Annotated in this window: 20 protein-coding genes; 10 read left to right on the top strand and 10 right to left on the bottom strand. The window is 52.1% G+C overall.

The genetic code is table 11. From position 1 onward, the window contains the following. Positions 1 to 8: 8 nt before the first annotated feature. From RB620_RS14070 to RB620_RS14060, 3 genes are all read right to left on the bottom strand, one after another. Positions 9 to 1,634 carry an extracellular solute-binding protein gene (locus tag RB620_RS14070; protein ID WP_308095269.1) on the bottom strand — a complete coding sequence of 542 codons (1,626 nt, stop codon included), beginning with the start codon at positions 1,632 to 1,634 and terminating at the stop codon, positions 9 to 11. 63 nt (positions 1,635 to 1,697) lie between these two features. After that, complete coding sequence (locus RB620_RS14065; RefSeq protein WP_308095267.1) at positions 1,698 to 2,585, bottom strand: carbohydrate ABC transporter permease; 888 nt, start codon at positions 2,583 to 2,585, stop codon at positions 1,698 to 1,700. Positions 2,586 to 2,599: 14 nt separating this feature from the next. Then, positions 2,600 to 3,532, bottom strand: a complete 933-nt coding sequence (locus RB620_RS14060; RefSeq protein ID WP_308095264.1) for an ABC transporter permease — start codon at positions 3,530 to 3,532, stop codon at positions 2,600 to 2,602. Positions 3,533 to 3,930: 398 nt separating this feature from the next. On the opposite strand from RB620_RS14060, the gene RB620_RS14055 reads away from it, so the two are divergent. Then, entirely contained in the window at positions 3,931 to 6,105 is a 2,175-nt protein-coding gene (locus tag RB620_RS14055; protein ID WP_308095262.1) for a helix-turn-helix domain-containing protein, read from the top strand. A gap of 285 nt (positions 6,106 to 6,390) precedes the next feature. Here RB620_RS14055 and RB620_RS14050 read toward each other — a convergent pair whose 3' ends face one another. Both RB620_RS14050 and RB620_RS14045 read right to left on the bottom strand, forming a co-directional pair. Next, entirely contained in the window at positions 6,391 to 7,401 is a 1,011-nt protein-coding gene (locus tag RB620_RS14050; RefSeq protein ID WP_308095260.1) for a metallophosphoesterase family protein, read from the bottom strand. 28 nt (positions 7,402 to 7,429) lie between these two features. Next, positions 7,430 to 9,790: a beta-galactosidase gene (locus RB620_RS14045; RefSeq protein ID WP_308095259.1), complete on the bottom strand. Its 2,361-nt coding sequence runs from the start codon at positions 9,788 to 9,790 to the stop codon at positions 7,430 to 7,432. A 257-nt stretch (positions 9,791 to 10,047) separates the two neighbouring features. Between RB620_RS14045 and RB620_RS14040 the strand changes: the two genes are divergently transcribed. Together RB620_RS14040 and RB620_RS14035 are read left to right on the top strand one after the other, a co-directional pair. Beyond that, positions 10,048 to 11,538: a cellulase family glycosylhydrolase gene (locus RB620_RS14040; RefSeq protein ID WP_308095257.1), complete on the top strand. Its 1,491-nt coding sequence runs from the start codon at positions 10,048 to 10,050 to the stop codon at positions 11,536 to 11,538. A 96-nt stretch (positions 11,539 to 11,634) separates the two neighbouring features. Beyond that, positions 11,635 to 12,510, top strand: coding sequence for an AraC family transcriptional regulator (locus tag RB620_RS14035; protein WP_308095255.1), 876 nt, complete (start codon positions 11,635 to 11,637; stop codon positions 12,508 to 12,510). Between the two features lie 27 nt (positions 12,511 to 12,537). On the opposite strand, the gene RB620_RS14030 is transcribed toward RB620_RS14035, so the two are convergent. From RB620_RS14030 to RB620_RS14015, 4 genes are read right to left on the bottom strand one after another with little or no spacing between them, the layout of a single operon-like run. Beyond that, positions 12,538 to 13,494: an aldo/keto reductase family protein gene (locus RB620_RS14030; protein ID WP_308095434.1), complete on the bottom strand. Its 957-nt coding sequence runs from the start codon at positions 13,492 to 13,494 to the stop codon at positions 12,538 to 12,540. Between the two features lie 60 nt (positions 13,495 to 13,554). Then, positions 13,555 to 14,748 carry a Gfo/Idh/MocA family protein gene (locus RB620_RS14025; RefSeq protein WP_308095253.1) on the bottom strand — a complete coding sequence of 398 codons (1,194 nt, stop codon included), beginning with the start codon at positions 14,746 to 14,748 and terminating at the stop codon, positions 13,555 to 13,557. Further along, positions 14,745 to 15,773: a metallophosphoesterase family protein gene (locus RB620_RS14020; protein ID WP_308095251.1), complete on the bottom strand. Its 1,029-nt coding sequence runs from the start codon at positions 15,771 to 15,773 to the stop codon at positions 14,745 to 14,747. Before RB620_RS14020 ends, RB620_RS14025 begins: the two co-directional genes overlap by 4 nt. A 21-nt stretch (positions 15,774 to 15,794) precedes the next feature. Beyond that, positions 15,795 to 17,924: an alpha-amylase family protein gene (locus RB620_RS14015; protein WP_308095249.1), complete on the bottom strand. Its 2,130-nt coding sequence runs from the start codon at positions 17,922 to 17,924 to the stop codon at positions 15,795 to 15,797. Between the two features lie 216 nt (positions 17,925 to 18,140). Here RB620_RS14015 and RB620_RS14010 point away from each other — a divergent pair, with 216 nt between their 5' ends. The 7 genes from RB620_RS14010 (at position 18,141) to mraY (ending at position 26,190) form a co-directional block, all read left to right on the top strand. Beyond that, positions 18,141 to 19,274 carry a DUF5696 domain-containing protein gene (locus RB620_RS14010; RefSeq protein WP_308095247.1) on the top strand — a complete coding sequence of 378 codons (1,134 nt, stop codon included), beginning with the start codon at positions 18,141 to 18,143 and terminating at the stop codon, positions 19,272 to 19,274. Between the two features lie 45 nt (positions 19,275 to 19,319). Beyond that, a complete protein-coding gene (locus RB620_RS14005) occupies positions 19,320 to 20,060 on the top strand; it encodes a glycoside hydrolase family protein (RefSeq protein WP_308095245.1) in 741 nt (246 codons plus the stop codon). A 130-nt stretch (positions 20,061 to 20,190) separates the two neighbouring features. After that, entirely contained in the window at positions 20,191 to 20,763 is a 573-nt protein-coding gene (locus RB620_RS14000) for a TetR/AcrR family transcriptional regulator (protein WP_308095244.1), read from the top strand. A 244-nt stretch (positions 20,764 to 21,007) separates the two neighbouring features. After that, entirely contained in the window at positions 21,008 to 21,625 is a 618-nt protein-coding gene (locus RB620_RS13995) for a TetR/AcrR family transcriptional regulator (RefSeq protein ID WP_308095242.1), read from the top strand. 44 nt (positions 21,626 to 21,669) lie between these two features. Further along, on the top strand, positions 21,670 to 24,027 hold the full coding sequence (locus tag RB620_RS13990; protein ID WP_308095240.1) for an MMPL family transporter: 2,358 nt from the start codon (positions 21,670 to 21,672) through the stop codon (positions 24,025 to 24,027). Positions 24,028 to 24,198: 171 nt separating this feature from the next. Beyond that, positions 24,199 to 24,954 carry a hypothetical protein gene (locus RB620_RS13985; protein WP_308095238.1) on the top strand — a complete coding sequence of 252 codons (756 nt, stop codon included), beginning with the start codon at positions 24,199 to 24,201 and terminating at the stop codon, positions 24,952 to 24,954. A gap of 285 nt (positions 24,955 to 25,239) precedes the next feature. Beyond that, positions 25,240 to 26,190: a phospho-N-acetylmuramoyl-pentapeptide-transferase gene (gene mraY / locus RB620_RS13980; RefSeq protein ID WP_308095237.1), complete on the top strand. Its 951-nt coding sequence runs from the start codon at positions 25,240 to 25,242 to the stop codon at positions 26,188 to 26,190. A 2-nt stretch (positions 26,191 to 26,192) separates the two neighbouring features. Here mraY and RB620_RS13975 read toward each other — a convergent pair whose 3' ends face one another. Next, positions 26,193 to 26,330: a hypothetical protein gene (locus RB620_RS13975; RefSeq protein WP_308095235.1), complete on the bottom strand. Its 138-nt coding sequence runs from the start codon at positions 26,328 to 26,330 to the stop codon at positions 26,193 to 26,195. Positions 26,331 to 26,472 lie beyond the last annotated feature (142 nt).

Below are 26,472 nucleotides of genomic sequence, written 5' to 3'. Positions count from 1 at the left end.
CTCCATATTTATTTCGATACCTGAGCGTTCATCATATCTACGATCGATTGATAATCGCCGATATCCGACAGCTCTTTCTTGAAGGCATCCCACTCGCTGAAATCTCTTTCTCCGAGCAGGAATTTAAAGATATTTTCATCTAGATACGTTTTCACCGCAGTCATAATTTGAGCTTTGTTAGCCTCTTCTTCTTTGCTCAGACGAATGACAGGCGATTGTTCGTATGGCGCAATGGCAGTATCCGGGTTCGCAAATTTGCCCATTCCCTCTTGTGGACGCATTTCCTCGATATTGCCATTCGCAAAGAACTTCACATTTTTGTATTTAATGTAGTCCGTCGAGTAGTTTTGCGGTGCGTATACAAAGCCTTGACGCGTTACGCCGTCTCCAGCAAAATCTTTTGTCTCTTGCCAGTCACCGTTTTTATTAATAAATTCTTTTTTACCGTCTACAACTTGATAGGTTTTGCCTTCTACGCCCCAATGCATCAAATCGATCATTTCCGGTGAATATTGATAGTCGAGCATCTTCACGATCAGCTCAGGATATTTCGTTTTCTTGGAAATCATGACGCCGTAGTTCGGATAAATCGTTTGGCCCAGAAGCGCCGGTCCGAGAACCCATTGGTCGCCATATTTTGCGTTTTTCGGGTTAACCGCTGCGCCCCATTCGATGCCTTGATCCGGAACGGAATATTTCTCCCACCAGCCGGCCCAAGCAAGCGGAATCATAAACGATTTGCCCGTCGTTACTTTCGCTTGAAGCTGGTCCTGCGACTGGCTCAGGAATTCGGGATCAAGAAGCTTCTCGTCGAACAATTTGCGGATAAACATCAATCCTTCTTTATAGGAATCCTCTGTCGGCCCGTATACGTATTTCTCGCCATTCCAATAAATATCGCTGTTCGTATGGTTCGAGAGGGATGTCGCATCCCAGAACTTAGGCCATTCCTGTGCGGTGACCGGATAAGAGTCTGGATATATTTCTTTCAGCTTTTTGGCTGCATCGTAAAACTCGTCCCAGTTTTCCGGAATTTTGATATTGTTCTTCTCAAAAACATCAAAGCGGTACAGAGCAGGATAAGCAGAGCCCGCTAACCCGGTATCATTATTGAAGCCATCGCCGAAGAAGAACATTTTGCCTTCCGGCGTGTACATGCTTTTATCCGAAAACTTGGTTGATTCCAAAAACTTCTTATAATTTGGAGCGTATTCGTCCAAATACGGCGCGATGTCCAGCAGAGAGCCTTGGTTACCGAATTGGAACATAACCTCGGCATCCTTCACCCCGGACATAATATCCGGCGTATCGCCGCTTGCCAGCGTCAGCTTGATCTTCTCCGAATAATCGTCGCTGTTTACATAGATCCATTCGATATCCAGCTTCTTACCGATATGCGCTTCCATCTTCTCCTTCCAAAGTTTATAGAGCTCGGTATTTTTTGGATCGGATCCGAAGCTCGACATATAAGCTTTAATCTTGATCGTTTCTTCCTCCGGAGCAGCCGACTGCTCCGTTCCGGAATTGTTCGGTTTTTCTACGTTCTCTTTGTTGCCTCCATCCTTGCTGCAAGCGGAAAATACCAGCATTGCGACAAGCAGAAGACTTAGCGTTAGAAAAGCCCTTTTCTTCAATATAAACCCCTCCATGATCAATTTGTTGTCAATCTATCTATGATTAATATAGACCAACCGCTATTAACCTTTCACCGATCCGATCATCATGCCGGACACAAAATGTTTTTGCAGCATCGGATAGACGAACAGAATCGGTAAAATCGTGACGATGACCGCTGCCATTCGGATGTTTTTCGGATTCAAATTAAAGGTGTCAAGGAAGCGCTGCACGTTACCAGTTCTTGTATCGTCCGTCAACTCGATCGTCATCCTGCGTAAAATCAATTGAATAGGCTGGTATTTCTCATCGTTGAAATAAATCATCGGTTCGAACCACATGTTCCAGAACATGACGGCGCCGAACAAAGCGAACGTAGCCAGAAGCGGCTTGGACAAAGGCAAGTAGATGCGGAACAGAATCGTAATATCGTTCGCTCCGTCCAGATAAGCGGATTCTCTCAATTCCTTCGGAATGTCCTGAAAGAACGTCCGGAAGATGATAATATTGAATGCGCTCATCGCCAGCGGAAGCACGATCGCCCACATCGTGTTGAATAAGTGCAAATCTCTCATTAAAAGAAAGGTTGGGATTAATCCCCCGCTAAATACCATTGTAATAATGACCATGATGGCCAGCGGCTTGCGGAATATAAATTCGCTAATAGATAGCGGATAAGCGAACATGGACGTCAGCAATAATTGGAGAAAAGTGCCTATCGCCAAATAAACGATTGTGTTTTTATAAGCGTTCAGTATGTTGTTATCCTGAAAAATGTACTGATAACTGTGAAAGTCGAAGCCTTGCGGATACCAGGTAATCTTCCCTTGTGAAATCAAATCCGCATCACTTATGGATACTGAAAACGTATTCAGAAGCGGGTATAACATAATGATGCAGAGCGCAGCCATAAACGTGTAGTTGAAAATATCGAAAGCCTTCGACCAGAAACCTTCATTATAGACTTTCACCTGCGATCACTTCCTTACCATAAGCTGTTTTCGGATACTCTCTTCGAGAAGGAATTGGCGAGCACGATCAAGACGAAGCTGATCACAGACAGCATAAGCCCGACCGCTGCGCCATATTCGAATTGCCCGCCTTGCACGCCTACCCGATAGACGTAGGTTTCGATGACATCTGCCGTATCGTAAATTTTCGGATTGTACATGAGCAGCACCTTCTGAAAATCCGTGCTTAAGATCGAACCCAGCTTCAGAATCAACATGACCGATGTCGCTGGAATAATCGCCGGCCACGTCACGTACTTCAGCCTCTGCCAGCGGTTCGCCCCGTCGATAACCGCAGCCTCATACTGAGCAGGATCGATACCGGTCAAAGCCGCCAAATAAATAATGGCTCCGTACCCAAGCTCTTGCCATATGCCTGAACCGATATACAGCGGACGGAAAGCCTCCGATAAGTACAGCAGCGCCTTTGGTTCGGCTCCGAACCAGCCCATCACTTTATTAATGATGCCATCCACGGAAGAAAATTCATGAACGAATCCAATCACGATGACCGCGGAAAGAAAATGTGGAAAATAAGTGATCGTCTGTACCACTCGCTTAAAAAACTTTTGGCGCAATTCGTTGAGCAACAAGGCGAATATAATCGGCGCCGGGAAACCGAATAATAAGGAATAAAAAGCAAGCAGCAGCGAGTTTTTAATAATTCTCCAGCTCATCGGGCTATCGAAAAACGCTTGGAAATGCTGTATGCCGATCCACGGACTTCTTAAGAAGCCGAGCGATGCGTCATAGCTCTTGAAGGCGATCGTCACTCCATACATCGGGATATACTTAAATACCAGAATGAGCAGGAGACCCGGCAGCACCATCATAATTAAATATCGCTGCTTCACGCATCTTCGCAGAAAACTCTCTTTGTTCTTTAATGTTTGACTCTGCAAATTCACCCCTCCTGTACGCTTTGCAAACGCGTTAATGAAATGTAAGCCTTTTCTTTATTCGCCGTACCGACCTGCCAAGCCATGTTCCGCTCGGTGACCTCAGCATAATGGACATTCTCGTTTCTCGGCAATCGTCAACAATTCATATCGTTCCGATTAATTTAAGTGAGCTGAATTTAGCGATTAATATGAAGGATCGAAAGCCGCGGCAGCGGACAAGTACCTGCGTTTTCCAATAATTAATGCACCTTTCAAAATTTAAACATCCCGAGACAGCCCAATGAAATTCATCTATAATGATGGGAACGGCGAATGAGAGCGGCAAGAATTTTGCAAACGGTTACAAAATTAATGATAGAGAGAGAACAGTCCGTCAAAATGTACCTTAAGGGGGGTTCGCCAACATGAACGGATTATTCCGCAGCGTCGCAACTCGCTTCCACGGGAGCAGCGTTCTATTCAAACTTCTAATCGTCAATCTCATTTTTATTGTCTTGCTCTCCGGATTGCTCGCATTCAACTATTCGTATCTGAAAAGCAACGTAAAAAACCAGGTTCTGCAGACGAATGAAGAATTTCTTAATCAGCTGTCCAGAAACATGGCGGAGGAATGGCAGGCGATTCGCGATGCCGTATACAACTTCAGCGTAAGCGTGGATACCAAGTTTCTGTCCATCAACCCTAAGCAATCGCGTTCCTATTATCCGGAGCTGCTGGCTTACAAAAAAAAATTAACGGAAACGAATCTGGGGTTGCCGTTCCGGGCACAAATCTCCGCCTACTTCCCTAAGCAGGATCTCGTCGTCAGCAGCGACGGAACCCGCAGTCTCCGTGTGTTCTACGATAGCTTGGGAAAAAAAAACAAAGAGGAGATCTGCCGCGGCTGCCTGCTTCAAAGTGAAGAAATGGAGCATTTGTTCAACTTTAACCAGATGATCTTATATACGTACCGTCTCTTTCCCGAAGGCTACATCTTTGTTCAAATTGATAAAGAGCAGCTTGCAGCTTTTCTTTCCAATGAAACCAAGCTTCTCGATAACATCATCGTGCTGGGTGACAAAACGAATCATCCGATTGTAAGCACCACAGCGCTGGATTCATCTGTAATGGATCATGTCCGGAGTTTACCTAACGCAGTCGCTATTGAAGGGAAAAAATATTCTCCCATCGTAAAAAACGCCAATTTCTTTACGTATACCGTATTGTTCCCGGAGAGTCAGATGCAAGAGAAGCTGAAAACGACCAATTGGTACACGTTCGGGTTGTTTGCCGTGTTTCTGGCCGCCAATATGGCCTTCTTGCTTGTCAATTGGTCGATGTTCAGGCCGCTGCGCCATCTCGCTAGGACATTCAATCAATGGACGACTCCGCTTGCTACCAACAACGAATTCGCCATTATATCGGATAGGTTCAAAGTATTGAACTCGGCCACCGCGTCCATGCAGCTCGAAATAACCGAGCAATCCGAAATTATGGAGCACAACGCGCTGCTTCGTTTAATTGCCGATAAAAACTATGCGATGAAACCAAGCGTGAAGCAGATGCTGCAAGGCAAATTCGACTCGTACGTCGTCCTCTCCTTCATTGAAGAGAACAACGAAGGCAAGTCATCTCAGGAGTATGCTCCCATACTGGAAGCCGCCTTAAATCTCGCCGGACCATGCATCGGTTTGCATGGCTACAACGACAAAACCATCTTTATTGCCAGCTGTGTCGACCTAGGCGAGATGGAAACGCTAGTTGTCCGGACTCTAAGCGACATGTCTCCATCGAATGATTCCGGCTTTGCCTTATGCGGAATAAGCTCCCTTCATACACGTCTGGAGGATGTCCGCACAGCGCTGCGTGAATCAATGGAAGCGATCTTCAAACATGTCCCGGACTTGGACGGCATGACGAGGGTCGTGCTCTATCAGGATTGGGGGGGCGAGCGGGCTTCGGTTATCCACTTGTCCATCGACAAGGAGCAGGAACTGGTCAACTATGCGTTAAAGGGCAACTCGGATGCCATCAATCAGTTTTTTGACAAAACGATGGAGAAGACGTTCAATCAGCTGACGTTCGAGCAATTCCTGAACATGATGCGCTACTTGCACGATCTGCTTCTCGTCATCATGAACAGCAAGAAGATCGGCGCGAACGAGGTATGGGAATCACCGCCGGATTTCTCGCGTACGTTCCATCTCCCGTATTTGTTCAAGCAAGTCCGTACGGGCTACCTGTTCGTCGCGAAGCGGTCGGCCCTTGCCGATACGCCTCTTATGGATCAAATCAAACAATACATCGACAACCATTATGCCAATCCGGATTTGTCGCTTACGCTGATCGCCGATCGGTTCGGGATTACGCATGTGTATTTGTCCACCTACTTTAAGAAACATTCCGGACATAACTTCAATTACTACATGCACCTGATCCGGATTCAGGCGGCGCATCGGCTCATCGAGTCCCATCCGAATTTGGCCATGAAAGAGATCGCCGAGAGAGTAGGTTACTCGAACGCAGGCACGTTCATCCGCCATTTCAAGAAAGTATCGGGAACGACGCCAACTCAGCACGTCAAACTTCTGCAGGAATAGCGAGAATGGGCATGACTGAACATACAACCTGCGTGAGAAAACCTCTATCGAGGCCTTTCGAAGATGAGCGACCGCGTTTAAAGGTAGGTTTTATCGCCAATAAGAATTTGTTCTTCCGATGAGCTCGGAATTTTATAAATTCTAATGTGGTAAGAAATATTCTTCCGATCGCTGTTGTATCCAGATTCCTTGAACGATTGAGGCTGTCATAGGCAATCGATTACATTCAAAAATGGCGATGCTCGGAATCATAATGTGAGCACCGCCATTTCATGTTTTAAATGTTTATAGCTTAACAACTCGGTCTTCCCCTGCCCCGAACCGGGTTGCGCGCAATTCGCCTTTTGCGTAATCGATGCTGATCATATCGAATACCGTCTCTGAAGCGGTATCGGGCGTCCTCTCGGGGCTTTCGTCATAATTCCGGTAGCCAGCCGCATTAAGCGTTGAAATCATCGGAATCCCGTCATTGTACAGCACTTGGTCGATATGGACATGACCGAACAAGCAGGCGACGACATGCTTCCGGTTTTGCTTCATAATTTTCCACAGCTTCTCGCCGTTGCCGACTTCGCCGTCGACGTATCCGCGAACTCCGCGTTGAATAATGGGGAGATGGGAGAAAAAGACGACCTTCCAGCTGTCGCCCTCCTCCATGCCGGAGAAATCGAACACCGTATGCTCCACCCAATCGACCTGTCTGTCCGAGAATGCGTATTCCCATTGCCCGTTTTGCCGCAGCATGCCGTCCGCTTTTACTTTGTACAAGATATCGACGCTATTGAGCAAAACGATTCTCGTTTTTTTGTCCGGAACATCGTAATAGTAATACAGACCGGTTTCATTGCCTTTGTCGAAAGCAACCGTGCCATTCAAGCTCTTATAGATATCCGCGTACGCTTCGACCGGGAAAATGACGTTATTCGCTCCTTTTAAGTCCTTGTGAAAATCATGAATGGAGTTGTCGTCGTGATTGCCCTTAATCGGAAACGAAGGGCATTCTGGCGCTTGAATCGCCTCCATAAATTCGGATTGGGCGAATACGACGCTTTCCTTGACATCGTTGTCGACGATGTCTCCTCCGACCACGATACAAGACGGCAACAGCTCGCTCGCCGCTATCTTGACCGCTGCGGCAGCCCGGAGCTGCTTGCCCCCCGGCCGATGATGGGGATCGGTATAGAAGATAAGATCGACTGTATCCTCCCCTTGCGCCTGCTTCGCTCTAGCTATAGCTTCTTGCAGCGGCGCCAGGTAAGCATCCGGCAATTGATGATTGGAATCGTTCGCTGGCATCTGATCGTCCTCCTAGAAATCGTAGTCTCTAAACCGACAAAACCGTAATCCGCAAGCTGAACTCCGCCTCCGCCTTGAGGCTTATAATTCTTGCAGGCTGATCACCGCTTGGCCTGTCTTCCATATAGATGTTTCGCTCTTCCTTGAGCGGGGATATTTTCAGCACGATCGGCCCTTTGCGGAGTTCATCTCGGAAATGCTTTAGACCAACCTTCCAAGGCTGACCGTTATAAAATTGATCCGCGACGCATCGCCCAGCGATATACAGCTGCGCCACATCCCCGATGTAATCGATGGTCAGCGCAAGATCATCGACTTCGTCCAGCATGGAAGCGTCCAGCTTAATCTCCCATTCCGGAGATGCGCCGACTTTGCCCGTTTCTTCAAAGAGGAAAGGGAACAGTTCGTCGCTTAACGGATATCCCGGGGCGTTGATGCATGTGACTTCAATGTCCTTTATGCGCTCTACTAGGGGCTCGAAGATCTGGAATAGGCCGTCTTGCCGGTCGGCTATTGGGACCTGACAGCTTGTTAGCGGCTTCTCTACGACCGGATAGATCGAAAACACCGTTTGATTCGGTTCAAATCCGTACAGACGCAGCCCCCCGCCGTCGAAGAGAATATTCGATTCGCACAGAATCAATCGTTCCTCCCCGAAAGCCGTGCCTTTCCATGCGCGGCGCGATTGTTCCTCCGTTAGTAGAATGAGGCGAACCGCCGTTCCGTCGTTCGATACTAGGTGAATATCGCAAGCTAGACCTGGCTCCAGATCGTTCAATACGATAGTTCCCGCCCGCCGGTCCACCCGTCCGCCACGTACCTCTATCGACGCTATCGTATCGCCTTCAAATACAAAGCTTGGCGCAACGCCACCCGCCTCGAAGAACACATAAGTCGTCTCGCCGCCGCGAAGGAGCTTGCATAACGGCTGCGCCGTCGCGTACTTCAGCTGGATGCCGTCCATATCCATCCGGAACGGCCAGAAGAAATAAGCGTCCTTCTGCAAGGTGAAGCCCTCATCCGGCACGTTCAACTCTCCCCCAGGAAGCCTCAGACTTACTTGAATGTCATCCTTATTTACCATCTCCGTCATTCGTTGATAGTTATTAAAAAATAAATAGCCGCTTTCGTCCTTTGCTCTTGCCGCGACGCGGACCGTCTCGACATCCTTTAAGGTGGCGGGGCGTTCCTCCGGAAAATAGGTGCGCATAGGCGCAAGCTCTTCTCCGAAGTCGCGGATAAACAGGTGGAGCCGCCTCAGCAGGGCATACGACTCTCTCGTAAACCCGAATTCCCCGATTGGCGCTTGAAAATCGTAGCTGAACACGGGGAGCTGGTTGCCATGGGGTTCGGATTCCTGCATCGTGGAATGCTCTCCGCGAGGATGGCTGCCGCCGTGGTACATGTAATAGCCGAGCAGATTGCATCCGTTCGCGATGCGTACCGTAGCCATCGCGCCGACGTCGTCGGCCGATATCTCCGGTCGCCTATGGTACGTCATCTGCACTCCGCTCCCAAGCTCGCATGTTCCGTTCGGGTATCGTTCAATATTCGCCAGGTCTCCTGCGGCTCCTTCTCCCGCTCCAATGACGTCGCTGCCGATCCCCGGATCGTTGCGTATGGAATGGAAGAAATAATGCGGGCCGGGCGGGAGCTTCTCCGTATGTTTGTCCCAAGGATGGTCGGGATACCCTCCGAATAACGGTAGCACTTCATCCTTTGGAATATGGGCGCCGCCTGGACCGCCCCAGCCCGTGACGGAATAGAGCGGAGTCGTTATTCCGACTTCCGATGCGAGCTGCTTCAGCGTTAATAGATGCGGGGCGTTCTCTGTCAATTCGTTATCGAATTGGATGCCGACGACAGGACCTCCATCTTGATAGGAGAGTCCACGAAGCTGCTCGGCAATTTGCCCGTACAACAGCCTTGCGTAATGCAAATAATCCTCGTCGTCCGTCCGGAGGGCGCACTTGCCGTACAGCCAATCCGGGAAGCCGCCGTTGCGGCATTCGCCGTGCGCCCAAGGCCCGATTCGAACGAATACATCTAGACCAATTTTTCCGCATAATTGAATGAACCTTCTTAAATCCTTATCCCCCGACCAATCGAATACGCCTTCGGTCTCCTCGTGATAGATCCAGAACACGTAAGTAGCGACGATCCCGATGCCCCCGGTTTTCATCTTGAGGAGCTCATCCTCCCAGCTGCGGCTCTTCGATCTGGAGAAGTGGAATTCGCCCATAACCGGCAACCAAGGCTTCCCGCCTCGGGTCAAGTATAAGCTGTTCACTCCGATCTCTTCGCCGTTCGGGTGGACGCCTCCCATTCTGAGGTGTCCGCTTAAGATAGGCTCCCGCCCTTGTTCGCTTGCATTTACCAACATCCCCATGGTTCATCTCCTTGCTAATCGTAGATTCAGCTTCATTGTATACGCGGGAAAGTCATTTAAAAGTATCTGAAAACGCTTTTTTTATACTCTATTTTGATGTTGGCATTAGTCCGTTTTTAATGGCCTATTCAAATTTTAGTTTCGGCTTTGGAAAAGCGGCATCTCACCGATCAAATATTGACAGCTGCAGATTTTTGCCTCTATACTTATTGTACTGACTAGTCATTCTAATTTTCGGATTTGAAAGGGGAATGGGTATGAAACACGTTCGCGCAGTTGACGGGCGCTTCGTCGACGAACAAGGAAGGCACGTCATTCTTCACGGCATCAGCATGGTGTGCAAGGAAAAAGAAATGAACTATATCGGAGATTGGTCGGAGAAGGATTTCATCAAGCTGCAAGAATGGGGCTTCAACGTCATCCGGCTCGGCATCATCTGGGACGGAATCGAACCGGAGCCGGGACGTTACGATGACCGTTATCTGGAGCGCGTTCGCGAGATGATCAAGCTAGCGTACGAGCACGGGATCTACGTCTTCTTGGATATGCACCAGGATTTATACAGTTCATTGTATGCCGATGGTGCGCCGGAATGGGCTACGCTAACGGGAGGCCATACTTACGAGAAGACCGACCTGTGGAGCGACGCATACCTGTTCAGCGGCGCGGTCCAGAGCGCATTCGACCACTTCTGGAGCAACGCTCCCGCTCCAGACGGCATCGGCTTGCAGGACCACTATGTCGCGGCTTGGAAGCATGCCGTACAGCAGCTTCGCAATGAACCGAATCTGATCGGCTACGATATTATGAACGAGCCGTTTATCGGTTCCGACGTGCTCGGAATTGTGCATGCGATGTTCGCTGCATTCGCCGATCTTGCGGCCGAGCAGTCCGAAGGGCCTGCCCCCGGCGTGGAAGAGCTGATGACGATTTGGATGGATCCGGAGAAGAAGCTCGAAGCGCTTCAAATGCTGAATTCCGCTGAGGCCTATCGCAAGGTAATGGAAACGACGGCCGTTGCCCAAGCACACTTCGAGCAAAACATTCTGTCGGCATTCTACCAGAAAGCAAGAGATGCGATTCGCGAGGTCGATCCTCATCGCCTTCTGTTTTTGGAAACCAACTATTTCTCCAACATGGGCGTACCGAGCGCCATCATGCCTGCCACAGACGCTGAAGGCAAGCCGGATGCGCAGCAAGCTTATGCGCCGCACGGATACGACCTCGTGACGGATTCGGACTATGTGCACGCCGCAAGCGGCGAACGCGTCGACGTTATATTCAATCAGCACGAAGCGACAAGAGAGCGGCTCGGCATGCCGATGATGATCGGCGAATGGGGGGCTTACGGAGAATCCGATCTGGCGGAGGAAGCTTCGCTCCATGTACAGAAGCGTTTTGAGGAGCTTCTCGCAAGCGACGTCTACTGGTCCTACCTGTATCCGGAGATGGATCGTTATTCCTCGTTCAAAGGCGTATGCCGCGGGTATCCAATGGCCGCTTCCGGTTCCATACTCCGCTACTCTTACGACCACGAGAAAGCCGGCTTCGAGATGGAATGGGAGGAAGACGGCAGCAACGAATCGCCTACACTTGTATACCTTCCGAATTTGAAGGCGGAGAATCTCCGTTCGATCGAGCTTTCGCCATCTGGCAGCAGCTTCGAATGGACGGAGCTGAACGATGCTGGTGCAGGTGTATTACGAATCGCGACTGCCGGAGGCGGCAAAAGATATATTCGCATCTAATAAGAACAAGTTTCCGTATAAATCACGATAATATTGCGTAAATGCACTCTATTTTGATATTGTTGAATCAAATGAGTGTCCAGGAGGCGCATCGCGATGAAACCGGTACGGAAATCGTTTTCGAGTGAAGGGCTGTTCCCCTTCGATTTCGTATACAAAGATACGAAGAGCCCGGAGCGTGAGCTGCCGGATCATCTACACGAGCGAATGGAGCTCGTCTATGTGTACCGTGGCAAAGGCACGATGTTCATCGATCAGAAGTTATACGATATGAAAGACGGGGACTTATTCATTATCCCGAGCCATTCCATTCACCGCGCCATGCCTGACCCGATCGATCCGGTAACCTCTACCGCCGTTTTTTTCGGGCCGGGCCTTGTCACGTTCGGCAAGCTGGACGATACGTACAACGCCTTCCGCTGCTTCGAGCTGGCCAATAAACGCAAGCATTATCGAATGGAGCTGCCGGACGAGCTGAAAATAAAAACAGAATCCGCTCTCGAAGAAATTCAGACGGAACTGGAGCAACAGAAAACGGGCTACCGCCAGGCGGCAGCCCTTCTCTTTCAGCAATGGCTTCTGCAAATTAACCGGGAAGCGAAAGCCACTCTGACGGTCGGGCTCGATCATTCTTCGATCGGCCCTCAATGGATGCAAGACATACTCTATTACATCTCCGCCCATCTGGAGAATGATCTGAGCCTGTCCGCCCTAGCCCGCCAAGCTTCCGTAACCGGTTCGCATTTCTCCCGGGTGTTCAAGCAGCTGACCGGCCTTAACGTCACCGACTACGTCAATCTGAAGCGGGTCGCCTTGACGAAAGAGCTGCTGCTCGCTTCGGACGACAACGTCGGCACGATAGCCGAACGCTGCGGCTTCGATTCGCTGCCCCACTTTCATCGCATTTTCAAACGAGTGACCGGCGAAACGCCTGCTGCTTACAAGAGACGGATTAACGAGAACGGGGGGTAGTAGGCCAGACCCGGATGGCAAGGCCTATCATTCGCTTAGGATGTTTTCGATTTCCTTGAGCGCGTCTTCCGGCAGGCCGATGCCGGAGGCGGACACGTTCTGCGCGACTTGCTCCGGTCTCGTAGCTCCGACGATGCAGCAAGAGACGTTCGGCATCCTTAAGTTCCAGGCCAATGCCAGCTGGACGAGCGTAATGCCGAGCTCGCCTGCTATGCCGCTCAGCCGCTCCACTTGATCGAGTCGTCTCTCGGATAGCAGGCCCTGGCTGACGATCCAGTGGTTATGCTCCGGATTAGCCGCCCGCGATTCTTGAGGAATCGCCTCTCCCTTGCGGTATTTGCCGCTCAGCACGCCATGCGCCAAAGGCGAGAAGACGGCTTGCCCGATTCCGAGCCGCTCGCATAACGGCACAATGCCGGGTTCGATCCGGCGGGTGAACATATTGTATTCCGGCTGGTTCACGACGATCGGATCAAGCTTTAGCCGTTCCGCAAGCGCCGCCGATTCCGCGATCTCACCTTCCCTCCACTCGCTGATGCCGACGTACAGCACTTTTCCTTGCGTGACCAAATCATCCATCGCCCGCAGCGTCTCGTCTAAAGGTGTATGTTCATCGTAGCGGTGACAATAGTACAAGTCGATGTACTCGACGTCTAGTCTTCGCAAGCTCGCTTCGCACTGCTCCATAATATGTTTGCGTGACAGCCCTCTTTGGTTCGCGCCTTGCCCCATGTCAAAGTACACTTTTGTGCCGAGCACGTAAGTATCTCTTGCATAGCCGGACAAAGCACGGCCCATAATTCGCTCCGCCTCGCCCCCGGCATACATATTGGCGGTGTCGAAATAATTGACGCCCAGCTCGTACGCCTTGCGAATCGCCTCTGCGGCTGAAGCCGCTTGAGCGGCATTTTCATGCGTCAGCCAGCTTCCCAGCGCGATCTCGCTTACTTGAAGGCCGCTTCTTCCTAACCTGCGGTATTTCATCATATGTGTATGCTCCCTTCATCTGCCTCGCCCTAGTTCGTGCCGTCCTATATCTCCCGTTTACCGGCCGATCCACTTTCCGTTCGTAAAGTCCGGTATCGCGACGGGCTGCCCGCCCATGGCGACGGAATCCTCCGACAACGTCGTAATGCTCATCCATGCGGCCATGTCGTATACGTCTATTGGCGTCTGCGTCCTTTTCCGCGCGCTGTCGAAAAAGTCCTTGAGCACAAGCCAATCCATGCCGCTATGCCCCTCCTTGACGCCTTCCGCCAGATAGGACTTCCATATCGGATGATCAAACTTTTCCGTAAAACTCTCCTTATTTCCCCATTGCTTCTCCCACTTGGTCTCATACGGCCGGTGAAGGTCGTCGATGAAAAGAGATTGGTTATCTTCCATAAACATCCCTTTGGTGCCCCTTACGACGAACCCTCTCGAATAATACCGGGGGAGCGTCGTATCCAAAGTGAGCGTAATCGTCTCACCGCGCGCACATTTAATAATCGTCGTCACGATGTCGCCTTGCATAAATTTGAAATCGGCTAACTTGTCGTCCTTTTTCTCATTGCGGATGTAATCTTGCAGACCTGCCGACTTGGAGGCGACGGATACAAGCGACACCATCCGGTTGCCCCGGTTAATATCGAGAATTCTCGCAATCGGCCCAAGCTGATGCGTCGGATAATTGTCGCAGTTCCGATGTTTGTATTGGTTCAGCCGGTAATGACGGTTCTCCTCGCCGTAAGCAATTTCGTAACGCAAGTCATGCTGGTATCCGCCGGAGCAATGTACGATTTCGCCCAAATACCCCATCTTCACCATATTCAGCAGCATGAGCTCATCCCGGCCGTAGCAGCAATTTTCCAGCATCATGCAAGGGATGCCCGTTCGCTCGTACGCCTCTACCAGCTTCCAGCATTCCCGCATGGAGAAGGCGCCGCCGACTTCGCAGGCTACATATTTTCCATTCTCCATGGCCGCGATCGCCAGATCGATGTGGTCCGACCAAGATGTGCAGATGACTATGGCTTCTACCTCGTCGGCATGCAGGAGCTCCTTGTAATCCCGCGTAACCATCGGGCGTCTGCCACCCGACTTCTCGATCGCTTCCGCCGCTCGTTCGCATCGGTCCTCGTACAAGTCGCACACCGCGACAACTTCGATATCTTTCATTTTCAAAATGACGATTTCCAGCAGCCCGAGGCCACGGCCGCCTAGTCCGACCAGGCCGATCTTCAGCTTCTCCTTCATCCCCGTGCGCCTCCCAGCATAATCGTTCTGTCTTCTCCCGCTCCGAAACGGATAGCTTGGAGCTTGCCTTTCGAATAATCAATGCTGACAATGTCGAAGGCCGTTTCTGTAATGGTGTGCAGGGCTCTCGCAGGTGCGCTCTCGAAGTCCTGATACGTAACCGCGTTAAGCGACGATATAGTCGGAATGCCGTCTCTTACGATGACCTGGTCATAATGAACGTGGCCGAAGAAGCAAGCTGCTACCCGGCTCCGGTTCGCGCGGATGATGCTCCACATCGCTTCTCCGCCCGCCACTTCGTGATCGGCGCCGTATACGCCATCCTGAAGGATAGAGACGTGGGAGAACACGACGGCTTTCCACCCGTCTCCATCCGTGTGGGTGCTGAAATTGAGCGCTTCGCGCTCCATCCAGTGAAGCTGCCGATTAGAAAACGCGTATTCCCATTGGCCGTTTTGCGCAAGTCCTCCTTGCTCCGTGACCGCATACGGGATATCGATGCAGTTCAATATAATCATTCGGGTTCGTTTGCCCGGAATATCGTAATAGTAATACAACCCGCTTTCATTGCCCGTGTCGAATACAGCCGTCCCTTCCAGCTGCCGGAACAACGTCCGGTACATCTCCTCCGGGAAGATGACGTGGCCAGTACCGCCCGTTTTGTTCGTGTAATCGTAGATGGAGTTGTCGTCATGATTGCCTTTGACCGGCAGCAAGGGATATTCCGGTGCGCGAAGCGCGTCCATCATTTCCTTCTGCGCCTGCAGGACGTAAGCCTTATCCCCGTTCTCGCTTATATCCCCTCCGCACACGATGCAATCCAGCGCACAATCGCGGATGAGCCGGTTCACCAAAGCTGCGGTCCGAAGCTGATTGCCTGCCGTGCGGTGATGAGGATCCGTCAGAAATAGAAACTGGACGATTTCTTCCCCCTGTGCCTTTCTAACTTTTTCTACGGTATGCGTAAGGTGAGCGATGACCTCGCTCGCAATCTCTATATCGTGAAGTTCAAGTTTATCGCTCATCGGCTTAAATCCCCTCTTCTCTTAACATTCAAAGCGCGCTTCCACGTAACTCTGAGGCTCTTCAAACTGGATTTCCAGCCTGAGCAGCCCTTCCTCCGATGCCGCCTCTACAGACAGGCCGTTCCCCGCATGGCCAGCGTACCTGTAACCCTCTGGAACCGCAATCCAATAGGATTCCGTTGTTTCTATGACGCCGCTCAGATCAAGCCGCAGCGTTCCCCCGTTCCATGCCTCGCCGAGCACGCTGACCGCGTCCATGCTCACATGCCGAGAGGAAGCGATTAACTGCGGATGCTTCTCCGCTTTGATCAAAGCGATGATTTGGCAATGCCCCAGCTCGAGCGCTTCCATCTCCATCGAACGTGCGACCGTCCCCATATAACGCTGCTTCCAAAAATCGAACGCATGATAAGTTTCATCCGGATCAAGCGCCAATGCTTCCAGCTTCAGCACGGTGGACGCAAGCGGAATGACGGCGAATCGTCCGGTTACGCACCACCTCCGGAAGGTCTGGTCGAAGTGGATCGCCCATAAGGAGGACGGCGGATACGGCTCCTGCGAATCGGCGGTTAATCCCAGCATCGCGTACGGCAGCGCCTGCTCTATAGCGGAGTCGCCATGTGCCTGCGGCAGCGTTAAGTCTAATGGATACGTCATGTCCAGATGGCCGGTCTCTCCCGCTGCGGTAGGGAGCGCAGGCATACATCGCTGAATGGAATGAATCCGCTCTTTGTCATACAAATCGGGATTGTCGCTGATCATCAGCAGTCCTCCCGTCAGCGTAACAAGCGACAAAAGCGACTTGCCCCACGCTTCTTCCGTGCGGACGCATACGTAATCGGGATCGTTCAAATACAAGATGCGCTGCGTGTGGAACCACCGGGCCGACTCGACCATCTGCTTGCACACGGCCGACCAGCTCGGATTGGAATCCCCCGCGATTCTGCAAGCATCAACGATTCCGACCGCTTCCGTAAGCACGCCCCAGCATGCGAGAAAGTAGGCGTCATCTCCAATATGTTCCCTCGCACACAAGAGATATTGGCGAAGGCGATCCGCCGCTTCCTCGCTCGTAAGCAGCCCTTCGTTAACAGCTTTATGCAGACCGTCGAACAGATAATGCCGAATTTGATCCGTCTTGAAATAATCGTAGCCCTTCTCTTTTAATCCTTCGTAATGCGGAGCCGCCTGCTCCGCAAGAACGTCCGCCGCTCCCTTAAGCACATAATAAATCCAAGGTCCGTACAGCGGCTCTCCCTTCTCGTCCAGCTCGAAGAGATCGCGGTTCGCTTCGGCAAAATCAACGTTCGTTACCATCGCGCTTGTCCATATTCCCGCTTGAAAGCCGCGATTTCGAATGCTCGCAACCAGCTCCTCATGCTGGCCGGGAAAACGCTCGTTCGTTTGCAGCCACGCGTCCGGCACGGCTCCATCCGAGGTTGGCGGGATGTGTTCCGTCTGATAGCCGTCGTCGATCTGCATATAGCGAAGGCCGTAATCCTTAAAATGTTTCTCTAGGAAAGCGGCCGTTCGATCGATATCGTCCGCCGTCACTCCTTGTCCGAACGCCTCCCAAGAGCTCCAGCCGGTAATCGGCTTCAGATTCGGCCGCCATTCCCAAGGCTTGTGATGCTCATAATGGAGATGCGTTCTGTAATACTGCATCCGCAGATTGATGATCCATGGCTGCAGTCCCGCTTCCAATTCCGCTTCCGCCTGCCAAGTTCCGTCGCCGGTCAGCTCCATGCTTGGTTTCGTCCATGTCCAATCGGGACCGTGCCAATCGATGAGCAAATCGCGAAGGACGTCGTACAGCCCACCCACTCCACGCAGAAGCGGCTTCCCAACCTGGCCTAGAATCGCCTGCCCTTTGTTCGCGCGATGCGGACGCATATTGAGCGCATCCTCGCTTAAGTGAAACCGCACCTTCACCTTTGCCGGCTGGTCCAGCGCCAAATAAAGCTGCTGAACGAAAGGGCTGCTCTGAATGTTGCCGTTCGAATATTCCCGGTAAAACGCTTTCACATCTTCGGGAATAAACAGAGACAACAATGTCGACCATCCATATTCGTAACTAAGCGTATGGCTGGCTGCGTCCCATCTATGCGCCGCTTGCGCAATCGGGGGCGCTTTAACTTCCGCCGAGCTCATGACTTCCCCTCCCGTTTTCATACTGTTCTAACGTTCCACGCGATTATCGTATGAGAGTTTCCTCGCCCGGACAATAAGCATAAATTCATCTAATAGGCGATTATTGAGATTTCCAGAAAAATAGCAAACATAAGGACAATCCGTTATGGTCAAAGTCAGCGGTCCGAGGTAGAGTAGCTCTGATCAACGAGCAAATCCATAAGGGGGACGACAAAGATGGGATGGCACGAAAACGAAACGTCTATCATCGTAGAGCATGGCAGCATGTCGCTTACACTCGATAAAATGAGCCTCGCGGTCAGAGTAGATACGGGAACCGCCGTATGGGAAACCGGAGCCGGCGCAGCATACATGGCTATTGGACATGAATCAACCGGCCTAACAAACTTGCAGCTCGGCCAGGCTTCGGATAAAAAATTCATTCCTGCCGTGTCCGGATACTTCGAAGGGTTATACATTCATTTGGGAGGTTTCTCGGCCAATGGAGCCGCGATCGATCTTCAAGTGACTCTTCGCCTGTTCCTCGATACGACGAGCGGGGACGTCTCATTCGAGACAACCGATGTCTCCGGCTGCTCCGATTGCTTGCGCGAGATCGCTTGGCCCGGCGCTTTCGAGTTCTCAAGCGACGCCGATTCCGATTATACGGCGATCCCGGCCATGCAAGGTTATTTGATCCCCGCTTCGTGGGACCGTCCAATTCTTCGATATCATAAGGGCATGATGTTTGGGCGGGACGCTTATATGCCGTGGTGGGGCCAAACGAAGGGCGGCAATGGCTATCTGGCTATCATCGAAACGCCCGACGATGCCCGAGTCACCGTGGAGCATCTCCCCCGTATGCAAACCCATGCCGCGGCGGTATGGCTTCATTCCCATAAGGAGCTCCGGTATGCGCGGCGATTAAAATTCCGGTTCCGGAAAGGTTTGGACTATGTCGGAATGGCCAAATCGTACCGGCAATACACAGAACGTCTCGGCAAGCTGCGCACCTTGGAGCAGAAGCGGTTCCAAAACCCGAAACTATCGGGGTTGTTAGGCGCGGCGGTGGTTCATACCTGCGTTCATACCCATATAGCGCCCGTCTCCGACTATTACGATAAGGAGCATCCGGAGCTTAACGACTTCGCCGTTTCTTTCGAAGAGAGGGCAAGCCAGCTCATCCAGCTTCGGATCCGGTACGAAGGCAATCTCTATGTGCATGTGGATGGATGGGGTCTCAGCGGTTACGACAATATGCATCCCGATATCCTGCCCCCAAGCCCTAAGGGTGGCGGATGGGAAGGACTGGCGAAGCTCAAGCAAGCGTGCGCGGATAACCGGATTCTGCTTGCCCTTCACGACAATTAACGCGATTATTACCACGACGCCGCTTCCTATAGCGAAAGTCTAGCGATGAAGGACGAGGAAGGAAATCCGGAATATTGCGATATTTGGGCTGGCGGGCCTCACGGCTGGTTATGCACTTGCTTCTCGAAAGGGTATGTCGAGCGGAATTACGATACGTTAATGCTGCATGGCGCAGTACCGGACGGCGCATACCTCGATGTCTTCGCCGTTGTCCCGGGAGACGAATGTTACGACCCTCTCCATCGCATGACCCGTTCGGAGTCGCTCGCCTATCGCGCGGCATGCTTCGAAGAGATAAGAAGCAGAGGCATGATCGTCAGCTCCGAAGAACCAGCCGATTGGGCGGTTCCGTATCTCGATCTCGTTCATCATGCGCCTCATGCGCTCATCCCGGGTCCAGGCAGCGGGCCGGCCATCGGCGTGCCAATCCCTCTGTTCTCGCTCGTGTACCATGACGCGGTTGTTGTCCCTTGGTCGCTGGAGAGAGGGGCTTGGGGCATCCCCGAAAGTGATCTTGGTTATCTGTACGGGCTGTTGAATGCGGGCATTCCTTATCTATCGATCCAGCCGAACGACGTGGAAATCGGCATTGTACGGGCTTTGGCCGAGCTTCATGGGCGGGTAGGCTTCTTTGAGATGACGGGCCATATGTTCATCGGCAGCGGCCATCGGCGCCAGCGCACCGAATATTCGGACGGCACGACGGTTGAGGTAGACTTCAATACGGACGAATACCGGATTGTTGCGCCAGACGGTACGATTGTGGCGGAGCATCCGGGAAAGTGATTTTATAGATGGGCAAGCGAAGAGGCTCGGCCATATCGGCTGGGCCTCTTCGGCTTGTATCCATTAAGCGTTAGACGCTTTTATGATATACTATTAGCCATATTAGGATCACAGAGAGGAACGGTAGCAGGTGAGCAAAAACAAAATTATCGACGCAGCGGTTAAACTATTCTCCGAGCTTGGTTATCACCGGACGAGCATGGACGATATATCCAGAGAAGCCGGGGTCGCCAAAGGCACTCTGTATTATCACTTCTCCGGCAAAGGAGAGCTGTTCGAAACGATCGTCACGTACGGCTACACCATGCTGATGGATCGGATTAAAGTCATTCTTCAAGAAGATCAGCCCACCGATCTCCAAATCCGGGCGATTGTCCATAAACATCTGGAGCTGTTCCTGCAGTTCAGCGAGCTCGTCCATATCATATCCAACGAAACGACGAACGGGATCGAACCCGATATTTTGCAGCGCATACGCGATCTGAAGCAAGGCTATATCGCGTTTCTATCCGGCGTACTGGAAGAAGGCATTAAGGAAGGCGCGCTCAAGCCGGTGAACAGCGAGCTGGCCGCATCCGGCATGCTGGGCATGCTCGACAGCTTATGCGTCCAATACGTAGGAAAGGAAGGCAATTGGTCTCTCGAAGAGCTGTACGAAACGGCGAATGCCTTTATCCTCCCGGCCTTGCTAAAGGATCACTGATCCCGAAGCAAGGCTTTTTTTTCGAATTGAACCCTACTTCGGAAAATATCGCTTCGATCGCCTTGTCGTCTACAGCAGGAGACGCTGCGCTTCCTTCACACAAGTGTCAATTCTTGTCACACATTATTCAAAAGTTGCGTGATATGCAATTTTTCCTAAAGAGTATCGTTGCCCATTGGGCAACAAAATGATAACGTATAGCCATGCAGAAAAAAGCATCGTGAAGAAACGAGGTGAAGGAACATTGTTGAACAAACCAAGCTTGCGCGATCTCAAACGGGAAGCGACGGCGCATGCCTTGGCGCAAGCCGCGTTCGAGCTTGCGCTTGAACGGGGGCTCGACGGATTCGTCATCGAGGATGTCGTACAGCGCGCGAATTATTCCCGCAGAACGTTCGCGAATCATTTCTCTTGCAAAGAGGAAGCCGTGGCGATGGCGGCATTGCCATCCATCGATATGGATGAAGCAGCAGAGCATATGCAATTGCCCGACGGCTTTACACCGCTGGATGCGCTTCGGCAATGGATGAAGATGCAGCTAACGGCCGAGCTGTTATGGAAAATGCGCGAGCTCATGTCGATCTCCAAGAAACATCCGACGTTGGAGCCGTATATCCTCAGCGTCTACAAACGGCTGCAGAATGCAGCTCAGGAGACGCTTGACTATTTCTTCCAAAGCCGATATCCGGAAGGGTACACTCATCTTCTTGTCGGCGCGGTGATCGGAGCCGTACAGCCCATCGTAAACGGAAGTCTCCATGTGCGGCTGCCGGGCGATTCGGGAGACGAACGGGATGACGGGGAAATGACATTCGATCAGTATTTGGAAACGACGTTCGGTTACTTGCGAAAGGGCTTCTAGGTACCAAAAAAAATTAGCGTTAAATAAAGGAGAGCCATCACCGCATGTCTACATTTTTGTACAAATTAGGGAAACAAGCTTACGATAAGTCCTGGTATTTCATTGCCGGCTGGATCGTCATACTCGGAATCGTCATCGCGATGCTGGGAATCAACGGAATGAACGTGAGCTCCGAGATGAAGCTTGAAGGCACGCCTTCTCAGAAGGTATTGGATAAGCTGGAGCAAGCGTTGCCTGAAGCATCGGGCGGTCAAGCGAGCGTCGTATTTACGGCGCCGGAAGGCGAGCGGCTCGATACGCCGGAACGTTTGACGGCAATCACCGAGGCGATTAACAAGGTGTACGGCCTTGATTATGTCATCAACCCCGCTGAATTGGCGGCAGCTGCTGGCAACGCCGCGGCGCAAGGCGATCCGTCGCAGGCGGGAAGCGCCCAAGGCGGGGATGCAGCCGGCACGGCAGGCGCCGCCCCGGCGGAGATGCCGCCGTACGGCCCGCTTATCGTGGACGGCATGCCCGTGCCCGGGATGTTGATCGCGACCGACGGCAGCGTGGGCTTGTTCCAATTCCAGTTCACCGTCCAGCAAACCTCGCTTCCCGCCGGCGTCGCGGATTCTGTTGTCGAAGCGGTCGAGGAAGCGGCGAGCGGCACCGGCATTACGGCGCTGCCGAGCGACTCCCTTAAGACGCCGGATATCCCGATCGGAACCAATGAGATTTACGGCTTGGTCGTAGCCGTTATCGTCCTGATCGTCACGCTCGGCTCCATCGTCGCGGCCGGCTTGCCGATCGTCATCGCCCTCTTCGGCGTCGGAATCGGCGTCGGCGGAGCCTTCGCGATTTCCAGCTTCGTTACCATGAGCTCCGTCACTCCGGTTCTGGCCCTCATGGTCGGCTTGGCCGTGGGCATCGACTATGCGCTCTTTATCGTGAACCGCCAGCGCCGCCTCATATTCGATCAAGGCCTATCGGCGCGGGAAGCGGCCAGCAGAGCGGTAGGCACGGCAGGTAGCGCGGTATTCTTCGCCGGATTGACGGTTATCATCGCGTTATGCGGACTGCTCGTGATCGGCATTTCGTTCCTGAGCATGATGGCGCTCGTCGCCTCGGTAACCGTATTCCTTAACGTGCTCCTCGCCCTCACGCTTCTGCCAGCACTGCTCGGCCTGCTCGGCGAACGCATCTGCTCCGTCAAAGCGCGCGAGAAGAGCCGTTCCAAGTCGTCCGGCAAGCAGCATGGCATCGCGGACGGCTGGGTGAAGGGCATCGTCAAATTCCGTTGGCCTGCCATTATCGCCATCGTTCTGGTCCTCGGCGCGGCTGCGATTCCGGCCGCCGAGATGGAGATGGGCATGCCTTCGGGCGCCACCGCGAACTTGGATACGTCCCAGCGGCAAAGCTACAACGCGATCTCCGAAGGTTTCGGGGAAGGCTTCAACGGTCCGCTCCTGATCGTCGCGGAGCCGAAAGACGCTTCCGGGACCATTGCGCCTCAGTCGCTCATGGCTCTCGTGCAGGACATTCAGAAGGTCGAGAACGTGTCGGTGGTTTCGCCACTAGGCATGAACAAAGAAGGAAACATCGCAATTTTGAGCGTCGTTCCGAAGACCGGTCCCACCGATTCGGAGACCAAAAACCTGGTCAAGGATTTGCGGGCTGCCGATTCGACGATCGCGGAAACGCATGGCGTTACGCTCGGAGTGACGGGCTTCACCGCGATCAACATCGATATGTCCGTCAAGCTGGCGGAAGTGTTCCCGATCTACATCGGCATCATCGTGATCCTCTCGTTGATCATACTGCTGCTCGTCTTCCGTTCGATTCTGGTTCCGATCAAAGCAACGGTCGGTTTCCTGCTCAGCGTGCTCGCGACGTTCGGAATGTCGACGGCGGTGTTCCAGTGGGGCTGGTTCAATGAGTTGTTCGGCTTCGACACCGGCGGTCCGATCATGAGTTTCATGCCCATCATGGTCACGGGGATTCTATACGGACTCGCGATGGACTACCAAGTCTTCCTGGTTTCTTCCATGCGCGAGTCATACGTCCATGGACATCAAGGCAGCCAAAGCGTCATCCATGGGTATAGCCAAGCAAGCCGCGTCGTCGTGGCCGCCGCCATCATTATGGTCGCGGTATTCGCGGGCTTCATCTTCACGCATGACATCATGATCAAGCAGATCGGCTTCGCGCTGGCACTTGGCATCCTGATCGACGCTTTCGTCATCCGCATGGCGCTCGTTCCGGCCGTGATGGCCCTCTTCGGCGACAAAGCGTGGTCGCTGCCGCGATGGCTGGATCGCATGCTGCCGAATCTGGACGTTGAAGGCGATAAGCTGATCGCCGAGCTGAAGGCGAGTGAAGAGGCCGCAGCGCTTCCGCAAGTTCGCGTCGCTAACCAATAATACATTGGCCGCGGTTGCTGACCGCCAAATCAATAACGCCGGTGAGATCCCTATCGAAGGGGATTTTACCGGCGTTTTTTCGGTGTGTCCATTACGCATTTTAAGAGATGGAAACTTATGCATGCTTATGTGGTAAAATAATCGCATATCGGTCAGAAAGGCGGACTAGCCATGGAACATGCGTTTACGATTCAACCTCGAGCCTACACGGCTTTCGATAACGAAACCGAGCAGCTCGACAAGTGCAAGGAATGGGGGCTGCTATCCGACAAAGCGGTCAAAATGAAAGCCCTCTTCTACAAAAGAAACGGAATGAGCTTGTCCTGCAGCGTCGTCGGATTCGCGGACAAAGCTACCGCGGTCATTCGATTCGACAACGATCAGCTCCACTGCATTCATCCGTCCTACCTGAAAGAAATGCAGGCATCCAATTACGGGGCCAAAGCCTCCGCAGCGGATACAGCGGAAGAGGCCGGCGCAGATGCCGCCGCGGATGCAGTTGAGGAACCTGCTGTTGAAGCCGCCGCGGCGGACACGGTCCCCGCAGCCGATGAGGTCGCTTCCCCTGACGTCGCGCTCGCCGCTCCTTCAGTCGAGGCGCCGCCTAAGAAAAGCAAAGGCAAGAAAGAAAAGCTAGAGCTGCCGGAAGGCAAGGTGAGCATGACCGCCACTGTCCAGGAGTTCACGACCGTGCCGAACAATTTCTCGGACACCGATGACGAAGTCGTCATCTACGAGGCGGTATCGATCTTGGACCCTGCAATGGAGCTCGGCGTCGCCTGGTCCAGCCATAGCGCGACGCTCAAGAAGTTGGAGCTTGCCATTGGAGACACGATCCTGTTCGAGGCCAAGCTCGCAGCCAAAAAGCTAACTAAACACCCCGTCCCGTATAAGATCAATAACCCCTCCAAAATTCAAAAAGCGTAAGCTTTTCCGCGCAGGCCAGAGCGGAAGTATAGGGGACGGCACATACTGCTCCAACCCGATCGAGAAGACGGAGGCCCCTAGCCCCCGTCTTCTCTTTCTTTCGGCTCTAATCAATGACTAATCCAATAAGCCCTATCATTCCTTGCTCGACGTTGCTCATAAATGATGAAAAAAAGCCAAACAAACCTTCACTTTAATGAATATACAACCTTATGTATAGTGAATTTAGCGATATCGCTAAGTCGTACAGGACATTCAAGTTGTGACAAGGGAGGGGCTTTCAGGATGTTCGGGATGTTGGGCATTTCCGGTCTGTCGTTTTTGCTTGTGGCAGTTTTTACTCCGCTTCTCATTTGGGGTCTGCGTACCTTGAAGCTAACGCAGCCTATTCGGTCCGAGTTGCCCCCTGACCATCAAGCCAAGCGGGGGACGCCGCTGATGGCCGGCCTCATTTTGCTTATCGGTGTGGTAGCTTCGCTGCAATTCCAGCCCTCGCCATTGATGATCTTCTTATGCGTTACGTTTCTCTTATTTAGTTCTGTTGGTTTGATGGATGATCTAAAGAAGGCTGTGTCGCAAGATCCATCAGGCATCTCCGGGCGGGCGAAGCTTATGTTTCAGTTCGCATTTACCGGTATTCTGCTTATTGCTTTGTTCCATTCGTTTACACAGACAAGCGATGTCTCGTTGTTAAATGGTTATCGGCTCCACTTGCCCATTTATGTGTACATAGCGATCATGATGCTATTTGTGGTTGGATCAGCCAATGCGATCAATTTTACGGATGGTCTGGACGGGCTATTAATCAATGTTGCAATCCCGACTTACTTTTTCTTTTTTCTAATCTCGGACAAGCAGGAAGTTCAAACCTTTTCGCTGGTCATGATCGGCTGTCTGCTCGGATTATTTCTCTACAATATCTATCCCGCTAAAGCATTTATGGGGGACACCGGATCGCTCGCAATCGGAGGTTCGCTCTCCATCTTAGCGGTTATTGAAAAGGTAGAACTATTGATTCCCATCCTGTTTTCCGTTTATCTGGCTGAACAATTATCGGTCATCCTGCAAGTCTGGTATTACAAACGCACAAAATTACGCCTATTCAAAATGGCTCCGATTCATTATCATTTCAGCTTGAAGTATGGCTGGAGCGAGAATAAAATAGTGATGGTATTTGGTTTCGTTTCTTGGGCGTCCGCTCTTATCTGCTGGTTGATTTGGAAATATCTGCTCTAGAATCAATCCTCGGCACGAATGTCCGCCGCCTTCATCTTCCAGATATCCATTCTGGAGACGATCCCGCCGCTCGAGCCTAGCTCGATGCCGTCGCGATCTTCCCCAAGGATGGCGGTGCCATGCCTTATCACATTCGTCAACAGGTCCCCGCTGATCGTGCCGGTCTAGCTATGATGAACGTAAAAACAGCCCCGTATGTGCTTCACGTCGTAGGTTAAAAATGGGAAGTAAGAACACAACCATTTTCAGAGCTACATAGCAAAAGGAGCTGTTACTATGCAG

Origin of the sequence: Paenibacillus sp. LHD-117 (assembly GCF_030929555.1) — a bacterium.
In the GTDB taxonomy this organism is placed as follows: domain Bacteria; phylum Bacillota; class Bacilli; order Paenibacillales; family Paenibacillaceae; genus Pristimantibacillus.
The sequence above is the reverse complement of the archived record's forward strand: the minus strand, read 5'-3'. Positions and strand labels throughout refer to the sequence as shown.

Bases quoted from the DNA above. Each gene is read 5' to 3' on its own strand.
- RB620_RS14055 (WP_308095262.1), top strand. From the start codon at position 3,931: ATGAACGGATTATTCCGCAGCGTCGCAACTCGCTTCCACGGGAGCAGC.
- RB620_RS14050 (WP_308095260.1), bottom strand. From the start codon at position 7,401: ATGCCAGCGAACGATTCCAATCATCAATTGCCGGATGCTTACCTGGCG.
- RB620_RS14045 (WP_308095259.1), bottom strand. From the start codon at position 9,790: ATGGGGATGTTGGTAAATGCAAGCGAACAAGGGCGGGAGCCTATCTTA.
- RB620_RS14040 (WP_308095257.1), top strand. From the start codon at position 10,048: ATGAAACACGTTCGCGCAGTTGACGGGCGCTTCGTCGACGAACAAGGA.
- RB620_RS14035 (WP_308095255.1), top strand. From the start codon at position 11,635: ATGAAACCGGTACGGAAATCGTTTTCGAGTGAAGGGCTGTTCCCCTTC.
- RB620_RS14030 (WP_308095434.1), bottom strand. From the start codon at position 13,494: ATGAAATACCGCAGGTTAGGAAGAAGCGGCCTTCAAGTAAGCGAGATC.
- RB620_RS14025 (WP_308095253.1), bottom strand. From the start codon at position 14,748: ATGAAGGAGAAGCTGAAGATCGGCCTGGTCGGACTAGGCGGCCGTGGC.
- RB620_RS14020 (WP_308095251.1), bottom strand. From the start codon at position 15,773: ATGAGCGATAAACTTGAACTTCACGATATAGAGATTGCGAGCGAGGTC.
- RB620_RS14015 (WP_308095249.1), bottom strand. From the start codon at position 17,924: ATGAGCTCGGCGGAAGTTAAAGCGCCCCCGATTGCGCAAGCGGCGCAT.
- RB620_RS14010 (WP_308095247.1), top strand. From the start codon at position 18,141: ATGGGATGGCACGAAAACGAAACGTCTATCATCGTAGAGCATGGCAGC.
- RB620_RS14005 (WP_308095245.1), top strand. From the start codon at position 19,320: ATGAAGGACGAGGAAGGAAATCCGGAATATTGCGATATTTGGGCTGGC.
- RB620_RS13990 (WP_308095240.1), top strand. From the start codon at position 21,670: ATGTCTACATTTTTGTACAAATTAGGGAAACAAGCTTACGATAAGTCC.
- RB620_RS13985 (WP_308095238.1), top strand. From the start codon at position 24,199: ATGGAACATGCGTTTACGATTCAACCTCGAGCCTACACGGCTTTCGAT.
- mraY (WP_308095237.1), top strand. From the start codon at position 25,240: ATGTTCGGGATGTTGGGCATTTCCGGTCTGTCGTTTTTGCTTGTGGCA.